A 25,789-nucleotide genomic window follows, 5' to 3' on the forward strand; every position below is an offset into this window, starting at 1 on the left:
GGAGAACCCGGCCGCGGCGGCGCTCACGACAGAAAGCCCCGCAGCAATGCCGCCGTCCCCTCGCAGTGCTCCCGCATCACCGCCCTCGCCCCCTCCGCGTCCCCGTCGAGCACCGCCTCCACCACCGCCGTGTGCTGCTGCTGCGAGTGCTCCAGGTTCCGTACGAGCAGCGGAATGCAGTCCAGCAGATCGTTGAGCGTGGCCCGCACACCCGCGTACCGCGCCGTCAGGCTCGGCGACCCGGACAGCTCGGCGAGCGTCAGATGCAGCAGGGTGTCCCGGCGCCGGTACGCCCCCAGGGGAGCGTCGTGCGTCGCCGCCAGGGCCTGCCGCAGCCGCCGCGCGTCCTCGGCGGTGAGCCCGTGTGACGCGCACAGGCCCGCCGCCCCCACCTCCAGGACCTCGCGGAAGCGGAGGGTGTCCTCCACGTCCACCCCGGCCAACCGGCGGCGCAGCTCGTCCTCGCCGTGGGTGTCGGGACGGCTCAGTACGAACGTTCCCCCGTACCGTCCGCGTCTGCTCTCCACCAGCCCCTGATCCGTGAGGACCTTCAGCACCTCGCGCAGGGTGACCCGGCTGATCCCCATCCGCTCGGCCAGCTCGCGCTCCGCGGGCAGCCGCTCCCCGCCGGGCACCAGACCCAGGCGCAGCAGCTGGAGGATCTGCTCCAGTGCCTCCTCGAACCCGTTGCCCGCGCGCACGGGACGCAGTACGGGAGTGAGTCGGTCACCGCCCGCGCCCGCGGTACCCGCCGCGGTCGCCGCGTCATCCGTCTTCGCCACGTCGCGTTTCCTCTTCCCAGGCAATGGTCTTCAGTAATACCTTATGGCTCCCGGCCGATCCAAGGAGGCGGAATTCCGTGGCAGACCGCAAACCCCCGCTCGCGGTCGAGGAGCTGCGCGCCCTCGTCGCGACCGGAGAGATCGACACCGTGGTACTCGCCTTCCCGGACATGCAGGGACGGCTCCAGGGAAAGCGGTTCGCCGCCGAGTTCTTCCTGGACGAGGTCCTGGAGCACGGCACCGAGGGCTGCAACTACCTCCTCGCCGTGGACACGGACATGAACACCGTCGACGGATACGAGATGTCGTCCTGGGAGCGCGGTTACGGCGACTTCGCCATGCGCCCCGACCCCGCCACCCTGCGCCGGGTCCCCTGGAACGAGGGCACCGCCCTCCTCGTCGCCGATCTCGCCTGGAACGACGGCGCACCCGTCGCCGCCGCCCCCCGCCAGGTGCTGCGCCGCCAACTGGAGCGGCTGGCCGGGCTGGGCCTCACCGCCCATGTCGGCACCGAGCTGGAGTTCATCGTCTTCAAGGACACCTACGAGCAGGCGTGGGACCGCGACTACCGCGGGCTCACCCCGGCCAATCAGTACAACATCGACTACTCGGTCCTCGGCACCGGGCGCATCGAACCCCTGCTGCGCCGTATCCGCAACGAGATGACCGCGGCGGGACTGACCGTCGAGTCCGCCAAGGGCGAGTGCAATCCGGGCCAGCACGAGATCGTGTTCCGGTACGACGAGGCACTGGTCACCTGTGACCAGCACGCCGTCTACAAGACCGGGGCCAAGGAGATCGCCGCGCAGGAAGGCGTCTCGCTCACCTTCATGGCCAAGTACAACGAGCGCGAGGGCAACTCCTGCCACATCCATCTCTCGCTCACCGACGGGGACGGCACCCCGGTCATGGCCGGAGACGGTCCGGGCGGGATGTCACCGCTCATGCGGCACTTCCTCGCCGGGCAGCTGGCCGCGCTGCGCGACTTCGCCCTCCTCTACGCCCCCAACATCAACTCGTACAAGAGATTCCAGCCCGGCTCGTTCGCTCCGACCGCCGTGGCCTGGGGCTACGACAACCGCACCTGCGCCCTGCGTGTGGTCGGCCACGGCCGCTCGACCCGTTTCGAGAACCGGCTCCCCGGCGGGGACGTCAATCCGCATCTGGCCGTCGCCGGACTGGTCGCCGCCGGACTCCACGGGGTGGAGCAGGGGCTGGAACTGCCTCAGGAGTGCACCGGAAACGCCTACACGGCGGGGTACGCGCAGGTCCCGACCACCCTGCGGGAAGCCGCCGAACTGTGGGAGACCAGCCCCATCGCCAAGGAGGCGTTCGGCGACGAGGTCGTCGCGCACTATCTGAACATGGCGCGGGTCGAACTCGCCGCGTTCGACTCCACGGTGACCGACTGGGAGCTGCGCCGCTCCTTCGAACGCCTCTGAGAGCGGCCGGACACCCCTGCGGCCCGCAACGGTCCCTGGACCGGGCCCCGCCCCGCGCCGGAACCACCGGCACCCGAGTCCGGCGCCCCCGGCCCGCCCGAAGCCCCGCGCCCCTCCGCCCCCAGCACCGACACCTGCGAGGAACGCCTTGCCGAACACGTACCACGAGGTCCTCGACCCCACCACCGGCACACTCGTCGAGAAGGTCGCCGCCACGACAGTCGCCGAGGTCGGCACCGCCGTCGCCCTCGCCGCCAGGGCCCAGGAGGGCTGGGCCGCGGCCGCCCCCGCCGACCGGGCGAGACTGCTGCGCCGTTTCGCGGCCGTCGTCGACGAACACCTCGAAGAACTCGCCCTTCTGGAGGTACGGGAGGCCGGACACCTCATCGGCAACGCGCGCTGGGAGGCCGGCAACGTCCGCGACCTCCTCGACTTCGCCGCCGGGGGAGTGGAGCGCCTGAGCGGCCGTCAGATCCCCGTCGCCGGGGGCCTCGACATCACCTTCCTCGAACCGCTCGGTGTCGTCGGGGTGATCGCGCCCTGGAACTTCCCCATGCCGATCGCCGCCTGGGCCACCGCACCGGCCCTCGCGGCCGGCAACGCCGTACTCCTCAAACCGGCCGAGACCACCCCGCTGACCGCACTGCGTCTGGCCGGGCTCGCCCGGGAGGCGGGGCTGCCGGAACACCTGTTCCAGGTACTGCCGGGCGCGGGCGAGGTCACCGGCGACGCACTCGTGGAACACCCGGGCGTCGCGAAGATCGTGTTCACGGGATCCACCCGGGTGGGCAAACGGATCATGGCGAAGTGCGCCGACCGGCTGAAGCGGGTGACCCTGGAACTCGGCGGCAAGAGCCCCAACATCGTCTTCGCCGACTCCGATCTCGAAGCGGCCGCCGCCGCCACCCCCATGTCCTTCCTGGACAACAGCGGCCAGGACTGCTGCGCCCGCACCCGTATCCTCGTCCAGCGCCCGGTGTACGACCGCTTCCTCGAACTGCTCGCGCCCGCGATCGAGTCCGTCGTCGTCGGCGACCCCGCGGACGAGTCGACGCAGATGGGGCCGCTGATCTCCCGGACCCAGCTGGAGAGGGTGCGCTCCTACGTCCCCGAGGGCCTCCCCGGCATCCGCGGCAGCGCCCCCGACGGCCCCGGGTTCTGGTTCCCGCCCACCGTCCTCACCGATATCGCGCCCGACGCCCCGGCCGCCCGCGAGGAGGTGTTCGGGCCGGTGGCCGCCGTGCTGCCCTTCGACGACGAGGCCGACGCGATCCGGCTGGCCAATGCCACCGAGTACGGACTCTCCGGCTCGGTGTGGACCCGTGACCTCGGCCGCGCGATCCGGGTATCCCGCGCGGTCCAGGCGGGCAATCTCTCCGTCAACTCCCACTCCAGCGTCCGCTACTGGGCACCGTTCGGCGGCTACAAACAGTCCGGCCTGGGACGGGAACTGGGCCCCGACGCCCTCGCGGCCTTCACCGAAACCAAGAACGTCTTCTTCAGCACGGAGGTCTGAGCCATGACCACGACCGAGAACGTCTGCCGCCGCCTGGCCGGGCGTACCGCCGTCATCACCGGCGCCGGCAGCGGCATCGGGCTGGCCACCGCGCGCCGGCTCGCCTCCGAGGGCGCCAACGTCGTCTGCGCGGACATCGACGAGCCTACGGGCAAAGCTGCGGCCGACGAGGCCGGCGGCACCTTCGTCCGGGTGGACGTCACCCGGGGCGACCAGGTGGAGGCGCTCTTCGAGACGGCGTACCGGACCTACGGCTCCGTCGACATCGCCTTCAACAACGCGGGCATCTCGCCCCCCGAGGACGATTCGATCCTCACCACGGGGCTGGAGGCGTGGCAGCGGGTCCAGGAGGTCAACCTCACCTCCGTCTATCTGTGCTGCAAGGCCGCCATCCCCTATATGAGGCGCCAGGGCCGGGGCTCCATCATCAACACCGCCTCCTTCGTGGCGGTCATGGGCGCGGCGACCTCCCAGATCTCGTACACCGCCTCCAAGGGCGGTGTACTCGCCATGTCCCGCGAACTCGGGGTGCAGTTCGCCCGTGAGGGAATCCGGGTGAACGCGCTCTGCCCGGGGCCGGTCAACACCCCGCTCCTCCAGGAGCTGTTCGCCAAGGACCCCGAGCGGGCCGCGCGCCGACTCGTGCACATTCCGGCCGGACGGTTCGCGGAGGCGGACGAGATCGCCGCGGCCGTGGCCTTCCTCGCCAGCGACGACTCCTCGTTCGTCAACGCGACGGACTTCCTGGTCGACGGCGGTATCGCGGGGGCGTACGTCACCCCGCTGTAGCCGGGGCCCGCGGTCGGTTCCGGAAACCGGGTCCGGCGCGTCACGCGGTCGACGACGCGGACCCGGGCAGGGCTTCACCGGCGTGGGCACCCGGTTCCCGGAGAGGGGCCGGACGTCACGGCAACGTGTCTTCCCACCGGCGCGCGCCCCCGGGCTCCTCACCCGAGGGCCGCCCGCCCCGGGGCCCATGTGATCCACCCGTGCCTGCCCCGGGGACGCGGATCGCTACTCCACTTCGATGCCGTACTCCTGGATCAGTTCCTCCAAGCCGCCCCGGTACCCCTTGCCCCCGGCGACGAAGTCCCAGTCACCGTTCGCGCGGCGACGGAAGGACCCCAGGACGAGGGCGGTTTCGCCGGGGCGGCCGTCGGAGACCTCCAACCGGTCGAGCGGCGTTCCCTCGGAGTCCAGCAGCCGGATACCGGCGTCGGTGAAACCGGACAGGTCGGACGTGGGGTTGGCTTCGGGGTCGACGGCGGCGATGAGGACGAGGCGGTCGGCGCGCGCCGGCAGCGCGTCGAAGGAGACCTGGACGGCGGCCCTGTCCGGCGCGACCGGGATGAGCGCGCGGACCGTGCCGTCGGGCGTCCGGGGGTTGTTGAAGAAGACGAAGTGGTCGTCGTCCAGAACCCGGTTGCCGTGGCAGACGAGTGCGCACACGTCCAGGGCGACGCCGCCCGACCAGTACATGCCCAACACATTGTGGTCGTCGGTGCCGGTCTCGTCGTCCGGCGCGGTCCGTGGGGGCGGCACCGAGGGCTCGCCGCTGCCCAGTCGCCCGCGCAGTCCGTGCCGGTGGAGCAGATCCACCAGTTCGGAGCCCGCCACCAGTTCCAGGGGCTTGCCGTTGGCGAAGGTGTGCGAACCGGGACCGAAGCCGGACGTCGTCACCAGCACACCCTTGTTGGCGCCCGCGTCCTGGACCGTCCCGTACAGGTCGCGGACGGCCGTCGGGGGCACCGTGTTGCGGTACCGCTTGACCTGTACGACGATCTTTCCGCCGCGGATCGGGGTCGGGTCGAGCGCGTCGACGTCCACACCGCCGTCGTTCGAACGCTGTGTGGTCACGGCCTGCATGCCCATGGCGCGGAACAGATCGGCGACCAGAGCCTCGAAGGCGATGGGATCCATCGCGTGCAGATCCGGCTCCTCGTCGCCTCCGTGGGTGACGACGGCATGGCCGACGTCCTCGGGGACCCGGCCGGGACGTACGGGCGCGTACTGGTCGGGACGCGAGGACAACTGCCCCCGCAGGCCGTCCACCAGGCAGTTGACGGCGTTCACCTGTTCCAGATGCAGGGCGGCGAATGTCGAACGCGACGCCATGACGGTGCCGAGGAACATGGCTGCCCGTCTACCCGTCGTCGGGTCGTGATCGTCCACGAACCCGTTCAACGCGACCGATTCCAGAGCCCCGAACTCATCGGCCGCGAAGAGATCACGCAGGACCAGCAGGAGACACTGCGCGAGTACGTCCCGGTACAGGGCGCGGCGCTGGGTGACCGGCCGCGGCGACTCCTTCTCCTGGTCGGCGTTGATCATGTAGCGCACCGACTTCGCCTCCGGCACGATGTCGTACCTGGGCAGCTCCCAGTTGAGGACTAACTGGCGCGCACCGGGGTCGTACGCCGCTGACACCTGGCGGGGCAGGTCCTCCGGCCATCCGGTCGAGGCGTACAGAGCAGCGGAGAAGTACTCCACCGCCGCCTCGGGATCCCCGCCGCGAAGCCCCGTCGTCATCTCGACGATGCCGGCGTTGTGCCGACGGATCTCGCCCAGCCGGCCATCGGCCCACTGCTGGTACTGCCGCTGGTAGGCGGCCAGCTGCTGCTGCCGCTGTGTTTCCGCCGCCTGAGCGGCCCCCCAGTCGCGCTCGAATCTGGACCGGGCCTCCGCCTGCGCCTGGGCACGCCGTGCGGCGGTCCAACCGCCGCCCGGCTGGTACTGGTTCGGGTCCGGCATCGGAACGGGCTGCGCGAGCTGACCGGGGGCGAACGGCTCGACCCGCTCCGCCCGCGTCAGCGCCTCCGCCCGGAACGCCGGAGCCCGGCACCCCGCCGCCAGCAGCCCCTGCAAGGACTCCACCCGCGCGTCGATCTCCTGCGTCCGCCGCCGCGCCTCCGCCTCCCGCAGCTCCCGGTACGCGGCCTTCTGCTCGCGCTGGCGGCGCGCGAGCTCTCGCTGGTGGTCGCGTTGCTGCCTCTCCTGATCCCGCTGATACCTGGCTTGCGCCTCACGTTGACGTTGCTGTTGGCGCTGCGCCTCGGCCCAGACACCGACCAACCCATTGGAGCGACGACTCATGCTCTACAGGCCCTCCCCACCAGTGACCCGGCGTGCGTGCACCAAGCCCCTGACCCCATAACCAGCAGTGATGAACCGACTCTAGTTGGCAATCAACGGCGCGCCCATGCTCTTGCCGCAGATGCCCTCCGCCCCGACCCGCTCATGCGAGCCCACACGAGAGGCCGGGTGGGACAGGGCGGCGGGGCTGTCAGCGCGCACGCGTCACGGCATTTCCGGTCGAGGCATTTCCGGACGGGGCGCCGGAGCTCTCCGCTGAGGAATCGCGGACGTAAGGGCTGTCCCGTCATCGGCGGTGGATCAGCGAGCGGCGGACAGCCCTTACCCTTCGGAACCCATCATCTAGGGTGTCCGGGGTGAGCATGACGACTCCGGCCGGCTGGTACCCGGACCCGAGCGCGCCCGGCACCGAACGCTGGTGGGACGGAACGGCGTGGAGCGCGCGGACACGACCCACCCAGTCCGCCGACGAACCCGCGCCCCCGGCCGGCGGTTTCGGACCCTCCGCGGGCGGTTTCGGCCCCCCGGCAGGGGAATTCGGCCCTCCGGCCGCCGGGTTCGGGCCACCCACGGCGGGGCAGGGCCCGCCTTCCACCGGGTTCGGGCCACCCACGGCGGGGCAGGGCCAGCCCTCCGCCGGGTTCGGGCCCCTGTCCGACCCCGTCTCAACGGCACCGCCCCGGAACAACCGCGGCCGGTGGATCGCCCTGATCACCGCCGCCGCCGTACTCGCCACGGCGACCACCGTCGTGCTGCTCACCCGTGACGACGGCTCCGGCGAACCCGCGGCCGCACCCACCACGACCGCGCCGACGGCGCCCCCGACGAGCGCCGCCCCCACCCCCTCCCCGGAGCCGTCCGCGTCCGGCGCCCCCGATCTGCTGACCGATCAGCTCAACGGGATCTCCATGCCCGTCCCCGACGGCTGGGAGAAGTCGTCCAGCTCCCTCGACGAGGGCGCCACGATGTACACGGACCTGACGTACGAGTGCCCCGGCGGAGGCTCCTCCCTCTGCCGGCGGGGACGGGTGTCCTCCCTCACCGCGACCCGAACCGATGTGACCTCGCCCGCCGTTCTCGCCCGGCAGGACATCACGACCGCGGTGGACAAGGCGTACGGAGAAGACCCGCTCGGCCGCCGGATCTACGGTGGTATCAGCTCGCAGACCGAGGTGAGGTCCCAGTCCGTCGCGGTCGCCGGCCGCACCGGCCATCTGGTGCGCCGGCGCGTCGTCACCGGCTCGGGACCCGGGGGCTACGTCCAGTCCCTGGTCTTCCCCGCGCCCAAGGGCGCCGGATCGCTGGTGATCGTCCGCTTCGCCTTCGACGCGGGCCCCGGCGCGCCCACCCTCGCCGAGATGGACCGCATCATGGCGAGCATCCGGCCGATCGGCGACGCGACCAGCGGTGGAGTCGGCAGCAGCATCGGCCCCTGACCCGCACCGGCATCCGGGCCGCAGGCGACCCCGGACGAGCGGCGCACCACAGGCCGGGCCGTACAGGAGACGGGCGCGGGGCGGAAACGGGCGGGGCAGCAGCGGTACGTCACAGGAAGGTCCGGCCCTCGCCCCGGTAGGTCGGTACGGTCCCGACCACCCGGTCGCCCCCGATGAGCCGCAGCGCGTCGAAGCGCTCGCACAACTCACCGGCCTTCGCGTGCCGGAACCACACCTTGTCGCCGATCAGCAGATCGTCGGCGGGCGAGCCGACCAGCGGGGTCTGCACCTCGCCCGCGCCCTCCCGCCGGTCGTAGCGCAGTCCCTCCGGCAGATACGGAACCGGCAGCCGGTCCCTGCCCGCCGCGCCCGACGCGGGGTATCCGCCGCCGAGCACCGTCACCACCCCCAGCCCGGGCCGCCGCACCACCGGCTGGGCGAAGAGCGCGGCCGGGCGCCCGGAGAACGAGGCGAAGGTGTCGAACAGCGACGGCACATACAGCCCGGAACCCGCCGCGATCTCGGTTACCGCCTCCTCGGCGGCCGTGTGCTGCACACTCCCGGTGCCGCCGCCGTTCACGAACTCCAGGTCCGGCGCCACCGCCCTGACCGCCCGGACCGAGGCGGCCCGCCGCTCCGTCAGTTCCCGGCGGGCGACCCGCTGCATCAGCCGTACGCCAGCCGAGGTGACCGGACTTCCCGTATAGGTGTCGCCGACCCCCGCGATATGCGCCTCGTACGCCATCAGGCCCACCAGCCGGAACCCCGGACGCCGGACCACCGAGCGGGCCAGCTCCGCCAGCCGGGCCGGTTCCCGGAGCGGTGAACGGCGCGCCCCGATCCGTACCCGCCCGCCGAGCAGACGCAGGGCGGTGTCGAGTTCCAGACACACCCGGATCACCTCCCGGCCGCCCTCGCGCGCACGGTCGATCAGCTCCAGCTGAGCCATGTCGTCGACCATCACCGTCACGGCGGCGGCCGGCCCGGGATCCCCCGCCAGCTCCGCGAAGCCGGCCCGGTCCGCCGACGGATAGGCCAGCAGGATGTCGTCGAACCCCGCCCGCGCCAGCCACAGAGACTCGGCCAGCGTGAACGACATGATTCCCGAGAACCCGTCCCGTGCCAGCACCCGTTCCAGGAGGGCCCGGCAGCGGACGGACTTGCTCGCGACCCTGATCGGCTTGCCCCCGGCCCTGCGCACGAGATCGTCGGCGTTGGCGTCGAAGGCGCCCAGGTCCACCACGGCGAGCGGGGCGTCGAGATGGGCGGTGGCGCGGTCGTACCGGGCCCGGTCGGTGGCGCGGGGAGTCATGGGCCGAGCCTGCCAGACCCGATTACCCGGGGGTAGGGGGATGTTCTGGGCAGATCCCCACGGAGCCGCGGACTCGGTGCCGGGGGCCCGGCCGGAACCCGTAGAGTGACGCGGACGCGGCGGTGAACGGGCCTGCTGGGAAAGGCGATCGTCGCGGTTCGGTACGAGAGACGGGGGCGGCATGAGCACGGAGGCACCGCGCCCTCCCGGCCGTCCCGACGACGCACCGCAGCCTCCTCCCAGGTCCCGCATCACGGACGCGCTGCTCCCGCCCGAACCGTCCCGGCCCCCGGGTACCGCCGCGGCGCCTCGGCCCACGGCTCCGGCCGGACCCCGCCCGGACACGGCCCGGCCTCCGGGCACGGCCGAGGCACCGCGCCCTGCGGCTTCCGCCGGACCCGGCCCGGACACCGCTCCCGAGGGGGCCCGTTCCGTCCCGCCGCGCCCGGCGGCCCCGCCTCCGGCCGGCGCCCCGCCGACCCCGGACATCCCGGCGCCCTCGCCGGGCGGCCGCCCCGCCGTGCCCCCCCTTCCGGCCGGACCGCCCGCCCGGGGGCCGGCCGGCGCCACCCCGGCGTACGGTTCGCGGAACACCACCGGCAGCCCCGCCGTACCCCCGCTCCCGGACCTTCCGCCCCCGGTACCCGGCACCGCCGTACCGGGCATCCCCGTGCCGAACGGTCTCCGCCGCCCCGCGCCGGAGGGACCGGACGCGCCGGACCCCGCCTCACACCCGGCCGCGAGGACGGCACCCCGCCCGTCCATGCCACCCGGGCAGGACGAGGACACCCGCCGGCTGCGCGCCGAGCCCACCGCAACGGGCACGGCGGGCGACCGGCCCGCCGGGGACCTCTCCCGCCCGGACACATCGCCGCCGGGCGGTCGTCCGGGGGCGTACGGCGCCACGCCCCGCGCCTCCGCGGAGACACCGGATGCCTTGGGCCGCCCGGCAGTCCCGCCGCGCCCCGGGGTGCCGCCCGCCCGGACGGGAGCGCGCCGCCCCGGGCCCGGCGTACCGCCCGACGAGGACACCCGGCGGCTGCGCGCCGAGCCGTCCGGCACACGAGCCGACGCCACCGGAACCGGCGGCACCGCGCCGGCGGGCGACGTCGGCACCACGGGCAGTACCGCCACCGCGGTCCACGGCCTGCCGACGCCGTCCCGCCCCTCCGCCACCTCCACTGCCTTCGCGGCCACCCCGGCCGCCCCTGCCACCCCGGTCTCCCCAGCCCCCGAGGGCTTCCACCCGATCGAGACCCCGGCCGCCCCCCGCCCGGCCGCGCCCGCCCCGCCCATGGCGCCCGTACCGTCCCCGGGACCCGGCATACCGCCACGGCCGGACGCCCCTCCGGTGGAGACCACCACCCGGCTGAGGCCCATCGTCCCGACCCCTTCCGGGCCACCGCCCGCCCGGGTGGGGCGCAATCCCTTCGACCCCCCGGAGGTGCCCTCCGAGGTGACCGCACGTCTGCGCCCCATACGCGACCGGCGCACCGGGCGGGCCGTCGGCGCCGTCGCCTGCGCCGTCCTCGGCCTCGGTCTGATCGGGGGCGCGGTCACCGCCCGCTGGCTGACCGGTGACTCCAGCGCCGACTCCGCGCGCGGGACCAACTACGCCAAGGGCCGCACCCTGTGGCACAGCGTCCCCGTGGACACCCTCTTCCCCCGCACGATCAAGGGTGAGAGCGCGGGCCCCGGCAGGGCCGACCGCGTCTGGACCCGGGTGGCCGTCGCCCCGGACGGCGACTGCGCGAGCGCCCTCGGCCCCCTGCTGGTCACCACGCTGCAGCAGGCGGGCTGCGCCCGGGTGCTGCGCGCCACCTACACCGACGCCACCTCGACCCATGTGACCACGGTCGGCATGGTCTTCACCGAGGCGGGCGAGGACGCCATGGACGCCCTCGCCCTGCGTTTCCGGAAGGAGAGCCTGGCCGAGCGCCCCGATCTGATCCCCCGTACCTTCCCCGCCCAGGGCACGGTCGCCGCCGGGTTCGGGGACCGGCAGCGGGCGAGCTGGGCCATCAGCGTTCTCACCGACGTGCCCGTCGTCGTCTACGCCGTCTCCGGGTTCGCCGACGGCCGCGTGGTGAACGATCCGCAGCCCGCCGACGCGGCCAGGGCGAGGGGAGCCACCTCGGCGCCCGCGCAGGCGGGGCTGGGCCATGAGGCCGAGGGCCTCGCCGCCGGTGCCGAACGCGCGCTCATGAAGTCCCTGCCCCCGGCCACGGAGCCCTCGACATGACCCCAGTGACCAGGGCGCGCCGCCGTCGCCACCGTGTCGCCGCCCTCCTCGCGGCCACCTCCCTCGCCTTGTTCCCCGCCGTCCCGGCGCACGCCGACGGCATCCGGGCCCAGCAGTGGGGCCTCGCGGCGATGAACACGGACGAGGTCTGGCGTACGACCAAGGGCGAGGGCATCACCGTCGCCGTCCTCGACACGGGCGTCGACGACCAGCACGCCGACCTCAGGGACTCCGTCCTGCCCGGCAAGGACTTCATCGGCTTCGGCGCGTCCCGGGGCGATCGCGCCTGGGCCCGCCACGGCACCGCCATGGCCGGGATCATCGCGGCCCACGGCCACGGGCCCGGCAACGAGGCCGGAGTCATCGGCATAGCCCCCAAGGCGAAGATCCTTCCCGTGCGGGTCATCCTCGAAAGCACCGACGGCGCCCGCGGAAAGGCCCGCAAGTCCCGGGGCGACGCGCTGGCGCAGGGCATCCGCTGGGCCGCCGACCAGGGCGCGGACGTCATCAATCTGTCCCTCGGCGACGACAGCGAGTCCGCGCACCCGGAGGCCGGTGAGGACGCGGCCGTGCAGTACGCGCTCGCCAAGGGCGCCGTCGTCGTCGCGTCGGCCGGGAACGGCGGCGAGAAGGGCGATCACATCTCCTACCCCGCGGCCTATCCCGGGGTGATCGCCGTGACGGCGGTCGACCGCTACGGCAACCGGGCCCCGTTCTCCACCCGCCGCTGGTACGCCACGGTCAGCGCGCCCGGCGTGGACATCGTGATACCGGACCCGGACGGGAAGTACTACGAGGGCTGGGGCACCAGTGCCGCCGCCGCGTTCGTCTCCGGCGCCGCCGCCCTCGTACGCTCCGCATACCCCGGACTGACCCCGGCGCAGATCAAGAAGCTGCTCGCGGACACGGCGGGCGACAGCCCCCGAGCGGGCCGCGACGACGCCCGCGGCTACGGCATGGTCGACCCGGCCGCCGCGGTCGAGGCGGCGGCGAAGCTGCGCCCCGGCGACCCGAAGGCACGGTCGGCGGGGTACTCCGGGACGTACTTCGGCAAGGGACCCCGGGCGCAGGGACCCGACTCCAACCCGGCGGGCTGGCTCGCCCCGCTCACCGGCGGGATCGGCGCGCTGGTCCTCGCGGGCGCGGTGGTCCTCTGGCGCGGCCCCCGCCTCTCCGGCGGAGCCCCACCCGCCGCGGCCCGGGAGTGGCCCGGCGACTAGGCTCGGCGCGTGGCGCTCAAGAACATTCCCGACCCCGGTTTCTCCGACGACGACGGCGGCGCCGACCCCCGTCTGGCGGCGGCGCTCGCCGCCTGGGCCGAGGACAGGTCGGCCGAGCGGCCGGTGCTGGAGGCCCTGACCGGCGCGCGCCTGCTCGTCCCGGTCGTCGCCGTCCTCGGTGAGACCGAGACCGACGAGAACGGGCTGCGGCGCGAGAAGACCAGCGACATGGCGGTGCCGACGCTGACTGCGGGGGACCGCAGGGCGCTGCCCGCGTTCACCTCCATGGACGCGCTCCACCGCTGGGACCCGGCCGCCAGGCCCGTCGCCGTACCGCTGCACCAGGCGCTCCGGGCCGTCGCCCATGAGCGCGCCGACACCCTGGTACTGGATCTGGCCGGGCCGGTGCCCTATCAGCTGACCGGCCCCGCCCTGCTGGCGCTTGCCGAGGGCCGCACGAGCGCGGATCCGCTGGACGACCCCGCCGTCACGGGAGCGGTACGGGAGGCGGTGGCGGCCGAGCCCGCCGTACTCCGGGCCCATCTGCTGCCCGGGGGCGAGGGCGGCACCCTCGCCCTGGTGCTCTCCGACGGCGCCGTCCCCGCCGAGGCCGCCCGCCGGGTCGCCGGGGCGATCGCAGGCCACGACGTACTGAGGGCCCGCCTGGTACGGGGCCTCGACCTGGCGCTGCTGCCGGCCGGGGCCACCCCACCGGGCGAGCCCTTGTTCGTACGCCCGTAGGACCGCCCCGGCGGGCGGGCGCGGTGGCGTCAGCCGTAGACCGGGCCGGTGTACTTCTCACCCGGTCCCTGGCCCGGCTGGTCCGGTACCAGCGACGCCTCGCGGAAGGCGAGCTGGAGCGACTTCAGCCCGTCGCGCAGCGGCGCGGCGTGGAAGGAGCTGATCTCGGTGGTGCTCGCGTCCATCAGCCCGGCCAGCGCGTGCACCAGCTTCCGTGCCTCGTCGAGGTCCTTGTGCTCCGCGCCGTCCTCGGTGAGGCCGAGTTTCACGGCGGCGGCGCTCATCAGATTCACCGCGACCGTGACGATCACCTCGACGGCGGGGACCTCGGCGATATCGCGGGTCATCGAGTCGAAGTCCGGGGACTCCCCGGAGCCGGCGGAGGCAGCGGAGGCAGCTGAGTCGGGGGAAGAAGGAGTCGCGTCGCTCATGACGGACACGATAGGCCCCGGCCCGTCCGACACGGCCGGTGCCACCGGTTAGCTCCCGGGGTCCGGAGCTGCTAGCCTGAGAGGACGACCGGCTGGACATCTGTGTGCCCAGCCCACAAGTGGAGGCTCCGCTCTCCCACCTGGCCGTCCTCCGGGACGGCGGGTCACCGGTCAGGTGGTGCCCATCGTTCCGTACGGACGATGGAAGCCGCCCGATGTGCGCCCCGCGGCAGACCGCGGCGGTGCTCCGGTATTCAAGGAGCTGCCGCCTGTGTCCCGTCCGGGGCATTTTTCGTTCCCCGGCGCGGTTGGTCTGATCAAAGAGACGTTACGCGGCGCTCCCCAGCCGGCCGCGTGGTGCTACCGAGGAGGATCCATCAGCGCCGAGCCCCGCATCAACGACCGGATTCGCGTTCCCGAAGTGCGGCTTGTCGGTCCGAGCGGCGAGCAGGTGGGCATCGTCCCGCTCGCCAAGGCCCTTGAGCTCGCTCAGGAGTACGACCTCGACCTGGTCGAGGTCGCGGCGAACGCCCGGCCGCCCGTGTGCAAGCTCATGGACTACGGGAAGTTCAAGTACGAGTCGGCCATGAAGGCACGTGAGGCGCGCAAGAACCAGGCGCACACGGTCATCAAGGAAATGAAGCTCCGGCCGAAGATCGACCCGCACGACTACGACACCAAGAAGGGTCATGTCGTCCGGTTCCTCAAGCAGGGTGACAAGGTCAAGATCACGATCATGTTCCGTGGTCGTGAGCAGTCCCGCCCCGAGCTTGGCTTCCGCCTGCTTCAGCGACTCGCCTCCGATGTCGAGGACCTCGGGTTCATCGAGTCCAACCCCAAGCAGGACGGCCGGAACATGATCATGGTTCTTGGCCCGCACAAGAAGAAGACCGAGGCCATGGCCGAGGCGCGTGAGGCCCAGGCCGCGCGCAAGGCCGACCGCGACGCGACGAAGGCCCAGGCCGACGCGCCCGCGGAGACGCCCGCCGAGGGGTGACCCCGGGGGCCGCCCGCACAAGGCGCCCCGGGTCCCGCCCGGACCCAGAAACGAAGACTGACGCTCCCCGCTGTCCGGTGCCCGTGCGCCGGGGGAGCGCCACTGACGAGGAGATACGGCGCGATGCCGAAGAACAAGACGCACAGCGGTGCCAAGAAGCGCTTCAAGATCACCGGCTCCGGCAAGGTGCTCCGTGAGCGCGCCGGCAAGCGCCACCTGCTCGAGCACAAGCCGTCCACGCTGACGCGCCGCCTCACGGGCAACGCGGAGATGGCTCCCGCCGACGCCAAGAAGATCAAGAAGCTTCTCGGCAAGTGATGTCGCTCCCGGCTCCGCTGACGGAGACGGGGATGTGACGCCTCGACCGGGACCTATTCGAATTCGGGTTGGGCCGCTGAGAAAGTGAGCCCCGGCCCCGCTACAAGGAGTTAACAAGTGGCACGCGTCAAGCGGGCAGTCAACGCCCACAAGAAGCGCCGGGCGATCCTGGAGCAGGCCAGCGGCTACCGCGGTCAGCGTTCGCGCCTGTACCGCAAGGCCAAGGAGCAGGTCACCCACTCGCTGGTCTACAACTACAACGACCGCAAGAAGCGCAAGGGTGACTTCCGCCAGCTGTGGATCCAGCGCATCAACGCCGCCGCCCGCCAGAACGGCATGACGTACAACCGCCTCATCCAGGGTCTGAAGGCCGCCAACATCGAGGTGGACCGCAAGATCCTCGCGGAGCTGGCCGTCAACGACGCCAACGCGTTCGCCGCGCTGGTCGAGGTCGCGCAGAAGGCCCTCCCGGCCGACGTCAACGCGCCCAAGGCCGCGGCCTGAGCCGTGCGCTGAGGTGTATGCCTCCGGACCCGTAGGCCCTGTGGTCTGCGGGTCCGGCCGCGTTTGCCGCGATGCCCGCGGAGGTACGGGCCCGGGTGCGTCAGCCGGGTGCCGCGGGTGTGCGGTGCGGCGCTTTGCCCCGGTGCGCCCCGGTGCGCCGGTTCTGGGTGTCTACGGTCCGGTTCCGTCCCCGTGGCGTCGGGCCGGTGCGTCCTCCGCCGGAGCCCGGCGCCGTTTCCCGCGTCCGTCGCGGCCGGACGGTATCTGTGCGCCGGGCCCGCGTCCCCCGCGGTGGGTCCCACCGGTCCGGCCACGGGCCTCGCGTCCGGTTGTACGGGCCGCACGCCGGGGGAGCGGGCCGCCCCGCGAGCCGGTGGCCGCCCGGGCCGGTGCGTACAGCGAAGTCCGTTCGATCATGCCGTTGCCCCGGCAACCAGGTACAACGGCAATCCCGGTATCCCGGTATCCCGGTATCCGGACATCCCGACCTTCCGAACTCCGACGACATCTCCGAGAGTGAGTCCATGGCCGCCCCCGAGTTGATCTCCCCGCGTTCGTCCCGCGTCGCCGCCGCCCGGCGGCTGGCGAAGCGGAACTTCCGGGGCAAGGAGCGGCTGTTCCTCGCCGAGGGGCCCCAGGCCGTACGGGAGGCCGCCGGGCACCGCAGCGGCGGGACGCCGACGCTGACGGAACTGTTCGCGACCCCCGAGGCCGCCGGGCGCTACGCGGACATCGTCGGCGCGGCCCGTGACACGGGCGCGCGGATCCATCTCGCGGACGAGAGCGTGATCGCGGACATCTCCACCACCGTCACCCCGCAGGGACTCGTCGGGGTCTGCCGGTTCCTGGACTCGCCCTTCGACGACATCGCCGCGGCCCGGCCCCGGCTGGTCGCCGTGCTCGCCCATGTGCGCGACCCCGGGAACGCCGGCACCGTCCTGCGGTGCGCGGACGCCGCCGGGGCCGATGCCGTCGTCTTCACCGACGCCTCCGTCGACCTCTACAACCCGAAGGCCGTCCGCGCCTCGGTCGGCTCGCACTTCCATCTGCCCGTCGCCGTCGGCGTACCTGTCGAACGGGCCGTACGCGCGCTGAAGGACGCCGGAGTGCGGGTACTGGCCGCCGACGGCGCGGGCGAGGACGACCTCGACGACGAACTCGACGCGGGCACCATGGGCGGCCCCACCGCATGGATCTTCGGCAACGAGGCATGGGGCCTGCCCGAGGAGACCAGGGCGCTGGCCGACGCCGTGATCCGCGTTCCCATCCACGGAAAAGCCGAGAGTCTGAACCTCGCGACCGCCGCGGCCGTATGTCTCTACGCCTCGGCGCGCGCCCAGCGCGCCGGCGGCGCTCGCTGAACGGGGGCGGCGGGCCCGGCGACCGTGCCGGGCCCGCCGAAGAGGGCGGTCTCGCTCAGGGGCTCCGCGCCGTCACCTTGAGCTAGTAGGGTGACGGGCTCGGGGGGCCCACTGCGCCGGCGGAGAGGTGGGGTACGGGGATGGTTGTCGGGACGAGCAGGCTCGCGGAGACACACGGCACCTTGTTGTGCCCGTCGTCCAATCCGGAGGCGTTGGCCATCGACCCGGACGAGCTTCCCGACGGTCTGGTCGTCGCCGACGAGACGGGCCGGGTGATCTGCTTCAACGACGCTGCCGTCCGGATCACCACCACCGCCAAGACCGACGCCATCGGGCTGCCGCTGGAGCGGGTCCTCCCGCTGGAGGACCTCAAGGGGCGCCGCTGGTGGGCGCTGACCGACCCGTACGGCGGCCTCGCCACCCGTGTCGGCCAGCCCGAGCGCTATCTCCTGCTCCCCGGCGGCCGGGAGGTCCTCGTCTCCGCCCGCTATGTGCGCGAGCGCCCCACCGGGCCGATACGCAGGCTCGTCGTCAGCCTGCGCGGCACCGAGGCCCGCCGCCGCAACGAGCGCAGCCACGCCGAGCTGATAGCCACCGTCGCCCATGAGCTGCGCTCCCCCCTGACCTCGGTGAAGGGCTTCACGGCGACCCTGCTCGCCAAGTGGGAGCGCTTCACCGACGACCAGAAGCGGCTGATGCTGGAGACCGTCGACGCCGACGCCAACCGTGTCACCCGGCTGATCGCGGAGCTGCTCGACATCTCCCGTATCGACTCCGGACGCCTGGAGGTCCGCCGCCAGCCCGTGGACATCGCCGCGGCCGTCGAACGCCATGTCCAGGCCCTCATAGCGAGCGGCCAGCGCCCCGACCGCTTCCTCGTCAGCATCCGCGGCGGACTGCCCGATCTGTGGGCCGACCCCGACAAGATCGACCAGGTGCTCGGCAATCTGCTCGAAAACGCCGTGCGCCACGGCGAGGGAACCGTCACCATCGAGGTGGCGCCGGGTTCGGCGAAGTCGGCGAAGAACGACGAGAAGGGTACGGCCGTCACTGTGAGCGACGAAGGCCCCGGCATCCCCGAGGAGTCGATGGGCCGTGTCTTCACCCGCTTCTGGCGCGGCAGCAAACGCGGCGGAACCGGCCTCGGCCTGTACATCGTCAAGGGCATCGTCGAGGCCCACGGCGGCACGATCACCGTCGGCCGGGGGCCCGGCGGCGGTGCCGAGTTCCGATTTATCCTGCCCGTCGGCGCCCCGGCCTATCTGTCGTAACCGGCCAGGAGCGGCCCACGGGCGGCACTCCGCGGGTACGGCCCGGCCCCCGGCGCCGTCCCCCGCCATCGCACACCTCCGGCGACCTTTAGACTCGTCCTTTGGCACCTTCGCGTCCTCAGTCGTCGAGCGTGGTCGCGCCCATCAGCCAATCGGAAGCACGGGAAGAGATGTCGGCACCCAACAAGTCCTACGACCCGGTCGAGGTCGAGGCACTGAAACCGGAAGAGATCGAGCGCATGCGGGACGAGGCGCTCGCCGCCTTCGCCGCCGCGGGCGACCTCGACGCGCTCGCCCACGCGAAGGTCGCGCACACCGGCGGAACATCGCCGCTCGCGCTCGCCAACCGTGAGATCGGCGCCCTGCCGCCCCAGGCGAAGGCCGAGGCCGGCAAGCGCGTCGGCCAGGCTCGCGGCGCCGTGAACAAGGCGCTCGCCACCCGCCAGGCCGAGCTGGAGGCCGAGCGCGACGCCCGGGTGCTGGTCGAGGAGGCGGTGGACGTCACCCTGCCGTACGACCGGATCCCGCCGGGCGCCCGGCACCCCCTCACCACGCTCTCGGAGCGCATCGAGGACATCTTCGTGGCCATGGGCTACGAGGTCGCCGAGGGTCCCCAGGCCGAGGCCGAGTGGTTCAACTTCGACGCCCTGAACATCGGCCCCGACCACCCCGCCCGGGGCGAGGCGGACACCTTCTTCGTCCAGGGGCCCGAGGGCGCCGAGCACGGCTCCGGAGTCGTCCTGCGGACCCACACCTCCCCCGTGCAGATCCGCTCGCTCATGGACCGCGAGCCGCCGGTGTACGTCATCTGCCCCGGCCGGGTCTACCGCACCGACGAGCTGGACGCGACCCACACCCCCGTCTTCCACCAGGTCGAGCTGCTCGCCGTCGACGAGGGACTCACCATGGCCGACCTCAAGGGCACCCTGGACCACATGGTCCAGTCGCTCTTCGGCGGCGAGGGCATGAAGACCCGGCTGCGGCCGAACTTCTTCCCGTTCACCGAGCCGTCCGCCGAGATGGACATGGTCTGCTACGTCTGCCGCGGCGAGTCCGTCGGCAACCCGGACCGGCCCTGCCGCACCTGCTCCAGCGAGGGCTGGATCGAGCTGGGCGGCTGCGGGATGGTCAACCCCAAGGTCCTGGTCGCCTGCGGGGTCGACCCTCAGAAGTACAGCGGATTCGCCTTCGGGTTCGGCATCGAACGGATGCTGATGTTCCGCCACAACGTCGAGGACATGCGAGACATGGTCGAGGGTGACGTCCGGTTCACCCGGCCGTTCGGGATGGAGATCTGATGCGGGTCCCGCTTTCCTGGCTGCGGGAGTACGTCGACCTGCCGGCGGCCGAGACCGGCCGTGACGTACAGACGAAGCTCATCGCGGCAGGTCTCGAGGTCGAGACCGTCGAGCAGCTCGGCGCCGGGCTCAAGGGCCCCCTGGTCGTCGGCCGGGTCCTCACCGTCGAGGAACTGACCGGGTTCAAGAAGCCCATCCGCTTCTGCACCGTGGACGTGGGGCAGGCCAACGGCACCGGCGAACCGCAGGAGATCGTCTGCGGTGCCCGGAACTTCGCCGTCGGCGACAAGGTCGTCGTCGTCCTGCCCGGCGCCGTGCTCCCCGGAGACTTCCAGATCGCCGAACGCAAGACGTACGGCCGGATCTCCCGCGGCATGATCTGCTCCGCCTCCGAGCTCGGCATGGGCGACGACAACAGCGACGGCATCATCGTCCTGCCGCCCGAGCACGAGGCCGGCACCGACGCCATCGAGCTGCTGGAACTGCACGACGAGGTCCTCGACATCGCCGTCACCCCCGACCGCGGCTACGCCCTGTCCCTGCGCGGTGTCGCCCGTGAGGCCGCCACCGCCTACGGGCTGCCGCTGCGCGACCCGGCGCTCCTGGACGTGCCCGGGCCGAACTCGTACGGCTACCCGGTCAAGGTCGACGACCCCGTCGGCTGCGACCGCTTCACCGCGCGGACCGTCACCGGGCTCGACCCCGAGGCCCGCTCCCCGATCTGGCTGACGCGCCGCCTCCAGAAGGCGGGCATGCGCCCGATCTCACTCGCCGTCGACATCACCAACTACGTGATGCTGGAACTCGGCCAGCCGCTGCACGCCTACGACCGCACGCTCGTCGACGGCCCCATCGGGGTCCGCCGCGCCGAGCCCGGCGAGAAGCTCACCACCCTCGACGGCGTCCAGCGGGTGCTGGACACCGATGACCTGGTCATCACCGACAACCGGGGGCCGATCGGCCTGGCGGGCGTGATGGGCGGCGCCAACACCGAGATCGCCGACGCGGCCCCCGACCCCGGGACCGGCCGGGTCCGGGGCACGACGGAGGTGGTCATCGAGGCCGCGCACTTCGACGCCGTCTCCATCGCCCGCACCGCGCGCCGCCACAAGCTCACCTCCGAGGCGTCCCGGCGCTTCGAGCGCGGTGTCGACCCGCTGGCGGGCGCCGCAGCCGCCCAGCGCACCGTCGATCTGCTGGTGCTGCTCGCCGGAGGCACCGCCGAGGCCGGCGTCACCCATGTGATCGCGCCGTCCGCCCCGCGCACCGTCGCCATGCCCGCCGACCACCCCGACCGGGTCGCCGGGGTCGCCTACGGCCGGGAGACCGTCGTACGGCGGCTCCAGGAGATCGGCTGCGACGTCTACGGCCAGGACGAACTGGTCGTCACCGTCCCGTCCTGGCGTCCCGACCTCGCCGCGCCCAACGACCTCGCCGAGGAGGTCATCCGCCTGGAGGGGTACGAGAACCTGCCCTCCTCGCTGCCCAGGCCGCCGTCCGGCCGGGGACTGACCGCCCGCCAGCGGCTGCACCGCCGGGTGGGCCGCGCGCTCGCCGGAGCGGGCTATGTGGAGGCGCTCGCCTACCCCTTCATCGGCGAGCGGGTGCTCGACCAGCTCGACCTCCCGGCGGACGACCCGGCCCGGCGCCTGGTCCGGCTCGTCAACCCCCTCTCCGACGAGGAGCCCGCGCTCCGCAGCACACTGCTGCCAGGACTGCTCGGCGCGCTCCGGCGCAACCACGGACGCGGCAGCCACGACCTCGCGCTCTTCGAGACCGGGCTGGTCTTCCACCCGGTGGACGAGCCCCGCGTCCCGGCCGCGCCGCCCGTCGACCGCAGGCCCACCGACGAGGAACTGGCCGGGCTCGACGCCGCCCTGCCCGTACAGCCCCGGCACGCCGCCGTGGTGCTCGCCGGGGCCCGCGAGCAGTCCGGCTGGTGGGGGAAGGGCCGTCCCGCCGACTGGGCGGACGCGGTGGAGGCCGCCCGGCTGATCGCCGGTGAGGCCGGGACCGGACTCGCCGTCGAACAGGCGCAGTACGGACCCTGGCACCCCGGCCGGTGCGCCGCGCTCTTCGTCGCCCTCGACGGGGTGAAGACCCCCGTCGGACACGCGGGCGAACTGCACCCCCGGGTCGTCAAGGCGCTGGGCCTGCCCGACCGCACCTGTGCGATGGAGCTGGATCTGGACCTGGTGGAGCGGGCCTCGCAAGGGTCGCTGACCGCGCCCCGGATCTCCTCCTTCCCGGTCGCCACCCAGGACGTCGCACTCGTCGTCGGGGCGGACGTCCCGGCCGCGGCCGTGGAGAATCTGCTCGCGGCCGGTGCGGGCGAACTGCTGGAGTCCATCCGGCTGTTCGACGTCTTCACCGGTGAGCAGCTCGGCGAGGGCAAGAAGTCGCTGGCGTACGCCCTGCGGTTCCGCGCCCCCGACCGGACGCTGACGGTGGAGGAGGTGACCGCCGCGCGTGACGCGGCGGTCGCGCTCGCCGCCGAGCGCCTCGGGGCGGTCCTGCGCGGAGCCTGACCGCATAGGGGAGGCGCGCATCCGGTTCGCCGGATGCGCCCCTTTTCTCGTGAGTCCCGGCCCGCTCACTCATTTGAGTGAGAACGGGGGACGTTGTTCCCTTCGTCCCCGCACGGTCGACAGAATCGACCCGGCCGTTCGGGCGGCCGGCGAGCCGGGCAGGGGCCTACGAGGGGACCATCGGCATGATCCGTATCAGGTCTGTACGTCCCTTTCCGGCCGTGCACCGGGCCAAGCACGCCCGCGGGCACGGCCCGGCGGGCGCGACACGGGCACAGCAGGACCCGGCCGGCGGCTTCCGGCTCCGCCGGGGGCCGGGCGGCGGTTCCTGGCGGAGCCGGATCCCGGGCCGTGGCGGCCGGCTCGGGCAGCCGGCGGGTGGCGACGCGTTGCTGAGGCCGGGCACGCGCCGCACCTCCTGGCTCCGGTGGGGCCCGCCCGCGGTCTCCTGGTGGCGCCGGGGCGGGGGCGGCTCCTGGTTACGGCGGGGACCGGGCGGGGGCCCGTGGCGGGGGCGGATTCCGGCGGGGCGCCGGGGAGCGCGCCGGCTGCTGCCGCTGGGACTGCCCGCCGTCTGCGGGGCAGCCGCCCTCACCTGGCGGGTCGCCCTGCCGCCCGACCATCCGGAGAGCCTCGGCGAGCGCATCGTCGCCGGGGTCGTCCTCCTGTCCGTCGGCACGGGACTGGTCCTCGGGGTGCGGCGGCGGTTCGTCCGCGAGCTGCGGCATGTGCGCGCCGTCGCCGATGCCGCCCAGAGCGTGCTGCTGCGCCCGCTGCCCCCGCGACTCGACAGGTTCGCGCTCGCCGCGAGCCAGCTGTCCGCGAGTCCCGGCGCGAGCGTCGGCGGCGATCTGTACGAGGCCCTGGCCACTCCCCACGGAGTGCGCGTCGTCATCGGCGATGTCCGGGGACACGGGCTGCCCGCGATCGGAGCGGTCGCCGCCGTCCTCGGCAGCTTCCGGGAGGCCGCGTACGACGAACCCGAACTCGGCGGCGTCCTGCGGCGGCTGGACCGGGCCGTACAGCGCCATCTGCGGGAACGGGCCCGGGAGGAGCATCCGGCGGCCTGCGAGGGCGAGCCGCACAGCCCGTCCTCGGAGGAGTTCGTCACCGTACTGCTGCTGGAGATCGGACCCGACGGCCGCGTACTGGCCCTGAACTGCGGACACCCCTGGCCCTACCGGCTCGGCACCGGAACCGCGGGAGCCCGGCCGCTGACGGGCGGCGATCCGCTGCCGCCGCTCGGGCTGTTCCCGCTGCCGGCCGAGCTGGAGCCGCACCGGTGGGACGGACTGCTGCCCGGGGAGTCACTGGTCCTGCACACGGACGGGGCGGTGGACGCCCGGGACCCGGCGGGGCGGTTCTTCGGCCTGGAGGCCGTTCTCGAACGGGCCGCGCTCGATCCGCCGCCGACGCCCGCCGCCGTGATCACGGCCGTCCACGCGGAGCTGCTGCGGCACACCGGCGGGCGGCTCACCGACGATGTGGCGCTGCTGGTGCTGCGCGACGACCGCTCCCGGGTCCCGGCGCGGTACGGGGAGGCCGTACCGCGCCGTACCCGGCGGAACCCTCCCATCGCTGAGACATCGCGTCGTTGACGGCGGGATCCGCCGCCGGCTGCCGTGCGCGGCCGGCGCCGTCCGCCCTGCCGCGGAGTGTCGGGCAGTCGGCAGGGCAGACGGCGCGAACGAGGACCGCCGCACTGTACGAGGGGGAGCCGGCGGTCCGGCCGCCTCCTGAGAGGCAGTTCAGTCAACCGGTGCGCACGGCAGGGCGGGAGAGCACACCGGGTGCCGGACGGGGCACTGCATTCACACCACGTGTGAAAGCCCCGTCCACTACCCTGGGCTGACCGAGCCTCCGGAGGGCCTGATGCAGCCCAATACCCTGCTCGACGCCCTCCTCGACGAGGCGGGTATCTCGAACGCGGGCCTCGCCGCCCGGGTGAACCAGGCGGGCCGCGCCAGGGGACTGTCCCTGCGGTACGAGCACACGGCCGTGGCACGGTGGCTCAAGGGCCAGCGCCCGCGCGGCCAGGTGCCCGATCTGATCTGCGAGGTGCTCGCCGCCCGGCTGCACCGCGCCCTGACACTCAGCGACATCGGCCTCGGGGTGGGCGGCGACTGGGGCACCGGCTCCGGCTCCCCGCTCTCCGGGTTCGTCGAACGGGCCACCGCGCTGTGGCGCTCCGACGAGCAGCAGCGGCGCCATGTCATCGAGGCGCCCGCCGTCACCGGGACGCCCGCGGTGATGCCCGTATGGGAGTGGGAGAACCCGCCGGAGGACGCGGATGTCTCCCGCAGCGGTCAGACCCGGGTCTCGATGGCCGACATCTGGATGCTGCGGGCCGCGCGGGCCCACTACGAGCTGATGTACCGCAGGGCCGGGGGTATCGCGACGAGGGCCCGGATCGTCGGATTCCTCAACTCCGAGACGGCACCGCTGCTGCGGGGCGCCTACAGTGACGGCCTCGGCCGTCAGCTGCACCGGGCGACGGGCGGACTCGTGGCGGTCGCCGGTATCTGTGCGTACGACTCCGACGCCCACGGGCTCGCCCAGCGCTACTTCCATCAGGGGCTGCGGCTCGCGAAGGCCAGCGGCGACCGGGGGCTGGGCGCCTATGTGATCGCTCTGCTGGTCACCCAGTCGCTGTTCCTCTCCGAGCACCGCCAGGCGGTGGCCTTCGCTGAGGCGGCGCTGCGGGCCGCGGGCGGGCAGATCACCCCGGCGCTCGCCGCCGATCTGTATGTGATGCAGGCGAAGGCGTACGCGAACCTCGGCGACCGGGCCTCCGCCCTGCGGTGCATCCGGCGCGCGGAGCTGGAGGTGGAGCGCATCCAGCCCGGATACGAGCCGGACGAGACCGGCTATGTCCAGCCCGGTCTGGTCAATGTGCAGGCCGCCGAGGCCCTGCTGAGCCTCGGTGATCTCAAGGCCGCGCGGGAGCAGGCGACGGCCGCCGTCGGTACTCCCGCCCACGACCGGGGCCGGGTGCACCGGCTCGCCATGCTCTGCCAGATCGAGCTACGCCAGGGCGAGCCCGACCGGGCCGCGGAGGCGGCGGTGGAGATGGCGGAGCGGGCGAGGGGTATGGAGTCCCAGCGGCTGCGCGACCGGCTGCGGGAGGTGCGGGAACAGCTCGCGGTGAGCGGGAGTTCCCATGCGGAGGAGGCGGCGGGACTGATCGACGAGTCCCTGCGCGTGCCCCTGTGACGGACCGTCGGGAGTGAGCCGAACTGGCTCGTCCGCGGCCCTCACCGATTCCCCTCCGGCTGACTGGCTGCTGCCATGTTGCCA

General features: G+C 73.1%; 20 protein-coding genes. 16 read left to right on the forward strand and 4 right to left on the reverse strand.

Annotated elements, in window-relative coordinates; translation table 11 throughout:
- Window positions 1-23: 23 nt before the first annotated feature.
- Window positions 24-782 carry a FadR/GntR family transcriptional regulator gene (locus ACIBCM_RS16425; RefSeq protein ID WP_399243629.1) on the reverse strand — a complete coding sequence of 253 codons (759 nt, stop codon included), beginning with the start codon at window positions 780-782 and terminating at the stop codon, window positions 24-26.
- 77 nt (window positions 783-859) lie between these two features.
- Between ACIBCM_RS16425 and ACIBCM_RS16430 the strand changes: the two genes are divergently transcribed.
- From ACIBCM_RS16430 to ACIBCM_RS16440, 3 genes are all read left to right on the forward strand, one after another.
- Window positions 860-2,224, forward strand: coding sequence for a glutamine synthetase family protein (locus tag ACIBCM_RS16430; protein WP_399243631.1), 1,365 nt, complete (start codon window positions 860-862; stop codon window positions 2,222-2,224).
- A 148-nt stretch (window positions 2,225-2,372) separates the two neighbouring features.
- Window positions 2,373-3,740, forward strand: a complete 1,368-nt coding sequence (locus ACIBCM_RS16435; RefSeq protein ID WP_399243634.1) for an aldehyde dehydrogenase family protein — start codon at window positions 2,373-2,375, stop codon at window positions 3,738-3,740.
- Between the two features lie 3 nt (window positions 3,741-3,743).
- Window positions 3,744-4,529 (forward strand): 3-oxoacyl-ACP reductase, encoded by a 786-nt coding sequence (locus ACIBCM_RS16440; protein ID WP_399243636.1) that lies wholly within the window; start codon window positions 3,744-3,746, stop codon window positions 4,527-4,529.
- A 225-nt stretch (window positions 4,530-4,754) separates the two neighbouring features.
- Here the strand turns inward: ACIBCM_RS16440 and ACIBCM_RS16445 are convergent, their stop codons facing one another.
- Window positions 4,755-6,833 carry a restriction endonuclease gene (locus ACIBCM_RS16445; protein WP_399243638.1) on the reverse strand — a complete coding sequence of 693 codons (2,079 nt, stop codon included), beginning with the start codon at window positions 6,831-6,833 and terminating at the stop codon, window positions 4,755-4,757.
- Between the two features lie 362 nt (window positions 6,834-7,195).
- Between ACIBCM_RS16445 and ACIBCM_RS16450 the strand changes: the two genes are divergently transcribed.
- Window positions 7,196-8,269, forward strand: a complete 1,074-nt coding sequence (locus ACIBCM_RS16450) for a DUF2510 domain-containing protein (RefSeq protein ID WP_399243884.1) — start codon at window positions 7,196-7,198, stop codon at window positions 8,267-8,269.
- Between the two features lie 109 nt (window positions 8,270-8,378).
- Here the strand turns inward: ACIBCM_RS16450 and ACIBCM_RS16455 are convergent, their stop codons facing one another.
- A complete protein-coding gene (locus ACIBCM_RS16455; protein WP_399243641.1) occupies window positions 8,379-9,581 on the reverse strand; it encodes an amino acid deaminase/aldolase in 1,203 nt (400 codons plus the stop codon).
- 763 nt (window positions 9,582-10,344) lie between these two features.
- Here ACIBCM_RS16455 and ACIBCM_RS16460 point away from each other — a divergent pair.
- The 3 genes from ACIBCM_RS16460 to ACIBCM_RS16470 are packed head-to-tail and all read left to right on the forward strand — an operon-like array spanning window position 10,345 to window position 13,784.
- A complete protein-coding gene (locus ACIBCM_RS16460; protein WP_399243643.1) occupies window positions 10,345-11,823 on the forward strand; it encodes a hypothetical protein in 1,479 nt (492 codons plus the stop codon).
- Window positions 11,820-13,043, forward strand: a complete 1,224-nt coding sequence (gene mycP, locus ACIBCM_RS16465) for a type VII secretion-associated serine protease mycosin (RefSeq protein ID WP_399243645.1) — start codon at window positions 11,820-11,822, stop codon at window positions 13,041-13,043. The genes ACIBCM_RS16460 and mycP overlap by 4 nt, the downstream gene beginning before the upstream one ends.
- A gap of 9 nt (window positions 13,044-13,052) precedes the next feature.
- The gene (locus tag ACIBCM_RS16470) at window positions 13,053-13,784 is read left to right on the forward strand and encodes an SseB family protein (protein WP_399243647.1); all 732 of its coding nucleotides are present in this window, start codon (window positions 13,053-13,055) and stop codon (window positions 13,782-13,784) included.
- Window positions 13,785-13,813: 29 nt separating this feature from the next.
- Here ACIBCM_RS16470 and ACIBCM_RS16475 read toward each other — a convergent pair whose 3' ends face one another.
- Window positions 13,814-14,215: a DUF1844 domain-containing protein gene (locus ACIBCM_RS16475; RefSeq protein WP_399243649.1), complete on the reverse strand. Its 402-nt coding sequence runs from the start codon at window positions 14,213-14,215 to the stop codon at window positions 13,814-13,816.
- A gap of 316 nt (window positions 14,216-14,531) precedes the next feature.
- On the opposite strand from ACIBCM_RS16475, the gene infC reads away from it, so the two are divergent.
- The 9 genes from infC (at window position 14,532) to ACIBCM_RS16520 (ending at window position 25,705) form a co-directional block, all read left to right on the forward strand.
- Window positions 14,532-15,212 carry a translation initiation factor IF-3 gene (gene infC, locus ACIBCM_RS16480; RefSeq protein WP_399243886.1) on the forward strand — a complete coding sequence of 227 codons (681 nt, stop codon included), beginning with the start codon at window positions 14,532-14,534 and terminating at the stop codon, window positions 15,210-15,212.
- Window positions 15,213-15,335: 123 nt separating this feature from the next.
- The gene (gene rpmI, locus ACIBCM_RS16485) at window positions 15,336-15,530 is read left to right on the forward strand and encodes a 50S ribosomal protein L35 (protein ID WP_100106297.1); all 195 of its coding nucleotides are present in this window, start codon (window positions 15,336-15,338) and stop codon (window positions 15,528-15,530) included.
- Window positions 15,531-15,647: 117 nt separating this feature from the next.
- Window positions 15,648-16,034: a 50S ribosomal protein L20 gene (gene rplT, locus ACIBCM_RS16490; protein WP_006350245.1), complete on the forward strand. Its 387-nt coding sequence runs from the start codon at window positions 15,648-15,650 to the stop codon at window positions 16,032-16,034.
- A gap of 524 nt (window positions 16,035-16,558) precedes the next feature.
- Entirely contained in the window at window positions 16,559-17,395 is an 837-nt protein-coding gene (locus ACIBCM_RS16495; protein ID WP_399243651.1) for a TrmH family RNA methyltransferase, read from the forward strand.
- A gap of 140 nt (window positions 17,396-17,535) precedes the next feature.
- A complete protein-coding gene (locus ACIBCM_RS16500; protein ID WP_399243653.1) occupies window positions 17,536-18,666 on the forward strand; it encodes an ATP-binding protein in 1,131 nt (376 codons plus the stop codon).
- A 170-nt stretch (window positions 18,667-18,836) separates the two neighbouring features.
- A complete protein-coding gene (pheS, locus tag ACIBCM_RS16505; RefSeq protein WP_399243655.1) occupies window positions 18,837-19,964 on the forward strand; it encodes a phenylalanine--tRNA ligase subunit alpha in 1,128 nt (375 codons plus the stop codon).
- Window positions 19,964-22,492, forward strand: coding sequence for a phenylalanine--tRNA ligase subunit beta (pheT, locus tag ACIBCM_RS16510; RefSeq protein ID WP_399243657.1), 2,529 nt, complete (start codon window positions 19,964-19,966; stop codon window positions 22,490-22,492). The genes pheS and pheT overlap by 1 nt, the downstream gene beginning before the upstream one ends.
- Window positions 22,493-23,049: 557 nt before the next feature.
- Window positions 23,050-24,090 carry a PP2C family protein-serine/threonine phosphatase gene (locus ACIBCM_RS16515; protein ID WP_399243889.1) on the forward strand — a complete coding sequence of 347 codons (1,041 nt, stop codon included), beginning with the start codon at window positions 23,050-23,052 and terminating at the stop codon, window positions 24,088-24,090.
- Window positions 24,091-24,364: 274 nt separating this feature from the next.
- Window positions 24,365-25,705, forward strand: a complete 1,341-nt coding sequence (locus ACIBCM_RS16520; protein WP_399243659.1) for a transcriptional regulator — start codon at window positions 24,365-24,367, stop codon at window positions 25,703-25,705.
- Window positions 25,706-25,789 lie beyond the last annotated feature (84 nt).

Source organism: Streptomyces sp. NPDC051018, assembly GCF_044456085.1.
GTDB lineage: Bacteria > Actinomycetota > Actinomycetes > Streptomycetales > Streptomycetaceae > Streptomyces.

Coding starts and splice junctions, on each gene's coding strand:
- mycP (WP_399243645.1), top strand. CDS start 11,820: ATGACCCCAGTGACCAGGGCGCGCCGCCGTCGCCACCGTGTCGCCGCC.
- ACIBCM_RS16495 (WP_399243651.1), top strand. CDS start 16,559: ATGGCCGCCCCCGAGTTGATCTCCCCGCGTTCGTCCCGCGTCGCCGCC.
- pheS (WP_399243655.1), top strand. CDS start 18,837: ATGTCGGCACCCAACAAGTCCTACGACCCGGTCGAGGTCGAGGCACTG.
- ACIBCM_RS16500 (WP_399243653.1), top strand. CDS start 17,536: ATGGTTGTCGGGACGAGCAGGCTCGCGGAGACACACGGCACCTTGTTG.
- ACIBCM_RS16455 (WP_399243641.1), bottom strand. CDS start 9,581: ATGACTCCCCGCGCCACCGACCGGGCCCGGTACGACCGCGCCACCGCC.
- pheT (WP_399243657.1), top strand. CDS start 19,964: ATGCGGGTCCCGCTTTCCTGGCTGCGGGAGTACGTCGACCTGCCGGCG.
- ACIBCM_RS16450 (WP_399243884.1), top strand. CDS start 7,196: ATGACGACTCCGGCCGGCTGGTACCCGGACCCGAGCGCGCCCGGCACC.
- rpmI (WP_100106297.1), top strand. CDS start 15,336: ATGCCGAAGAACAAGACGCACAGCGGTGCCAAGAAGCGCTTCAAGATC.
- ACIBCM_RS16520 (WP_399243659.1), top strand. CDS start 24,365: ATGCAGCCCAATACCCTGCTCGACGCCCTCCTCGACGAGGCGGGTATC.
- ACIBCM_RS16460 (WP_399243643.1), top strand. CDS start 10,345: ATGCCACCCGGGCAGGACGAGGACACCCGCCGGCTGCGCGCCGAGCCC.
- ACIBCM_RS16440 (WP_399243636.1), top strand. CDS start 3,744: ATGACCACGACCGAGAACGTCTGCCGCCGCCTGGCCGGGCGTACCGCC.
- ACIBCM_RS16445 (WP_399243638.1), bottom strand. CDS start 6,833: ATGAGTCGTCGCTCCAATGGGTTGGTCGGTGTCTGGGCCGAGGCGCAG.
- ACIBCM_RS16475 (WP_399243649.1), bottom strand. CDS start 14,215: ATGAGCGACGCGACTCCTTCTTCCCCCGACTCAGCTGCCTCCGCTGCC.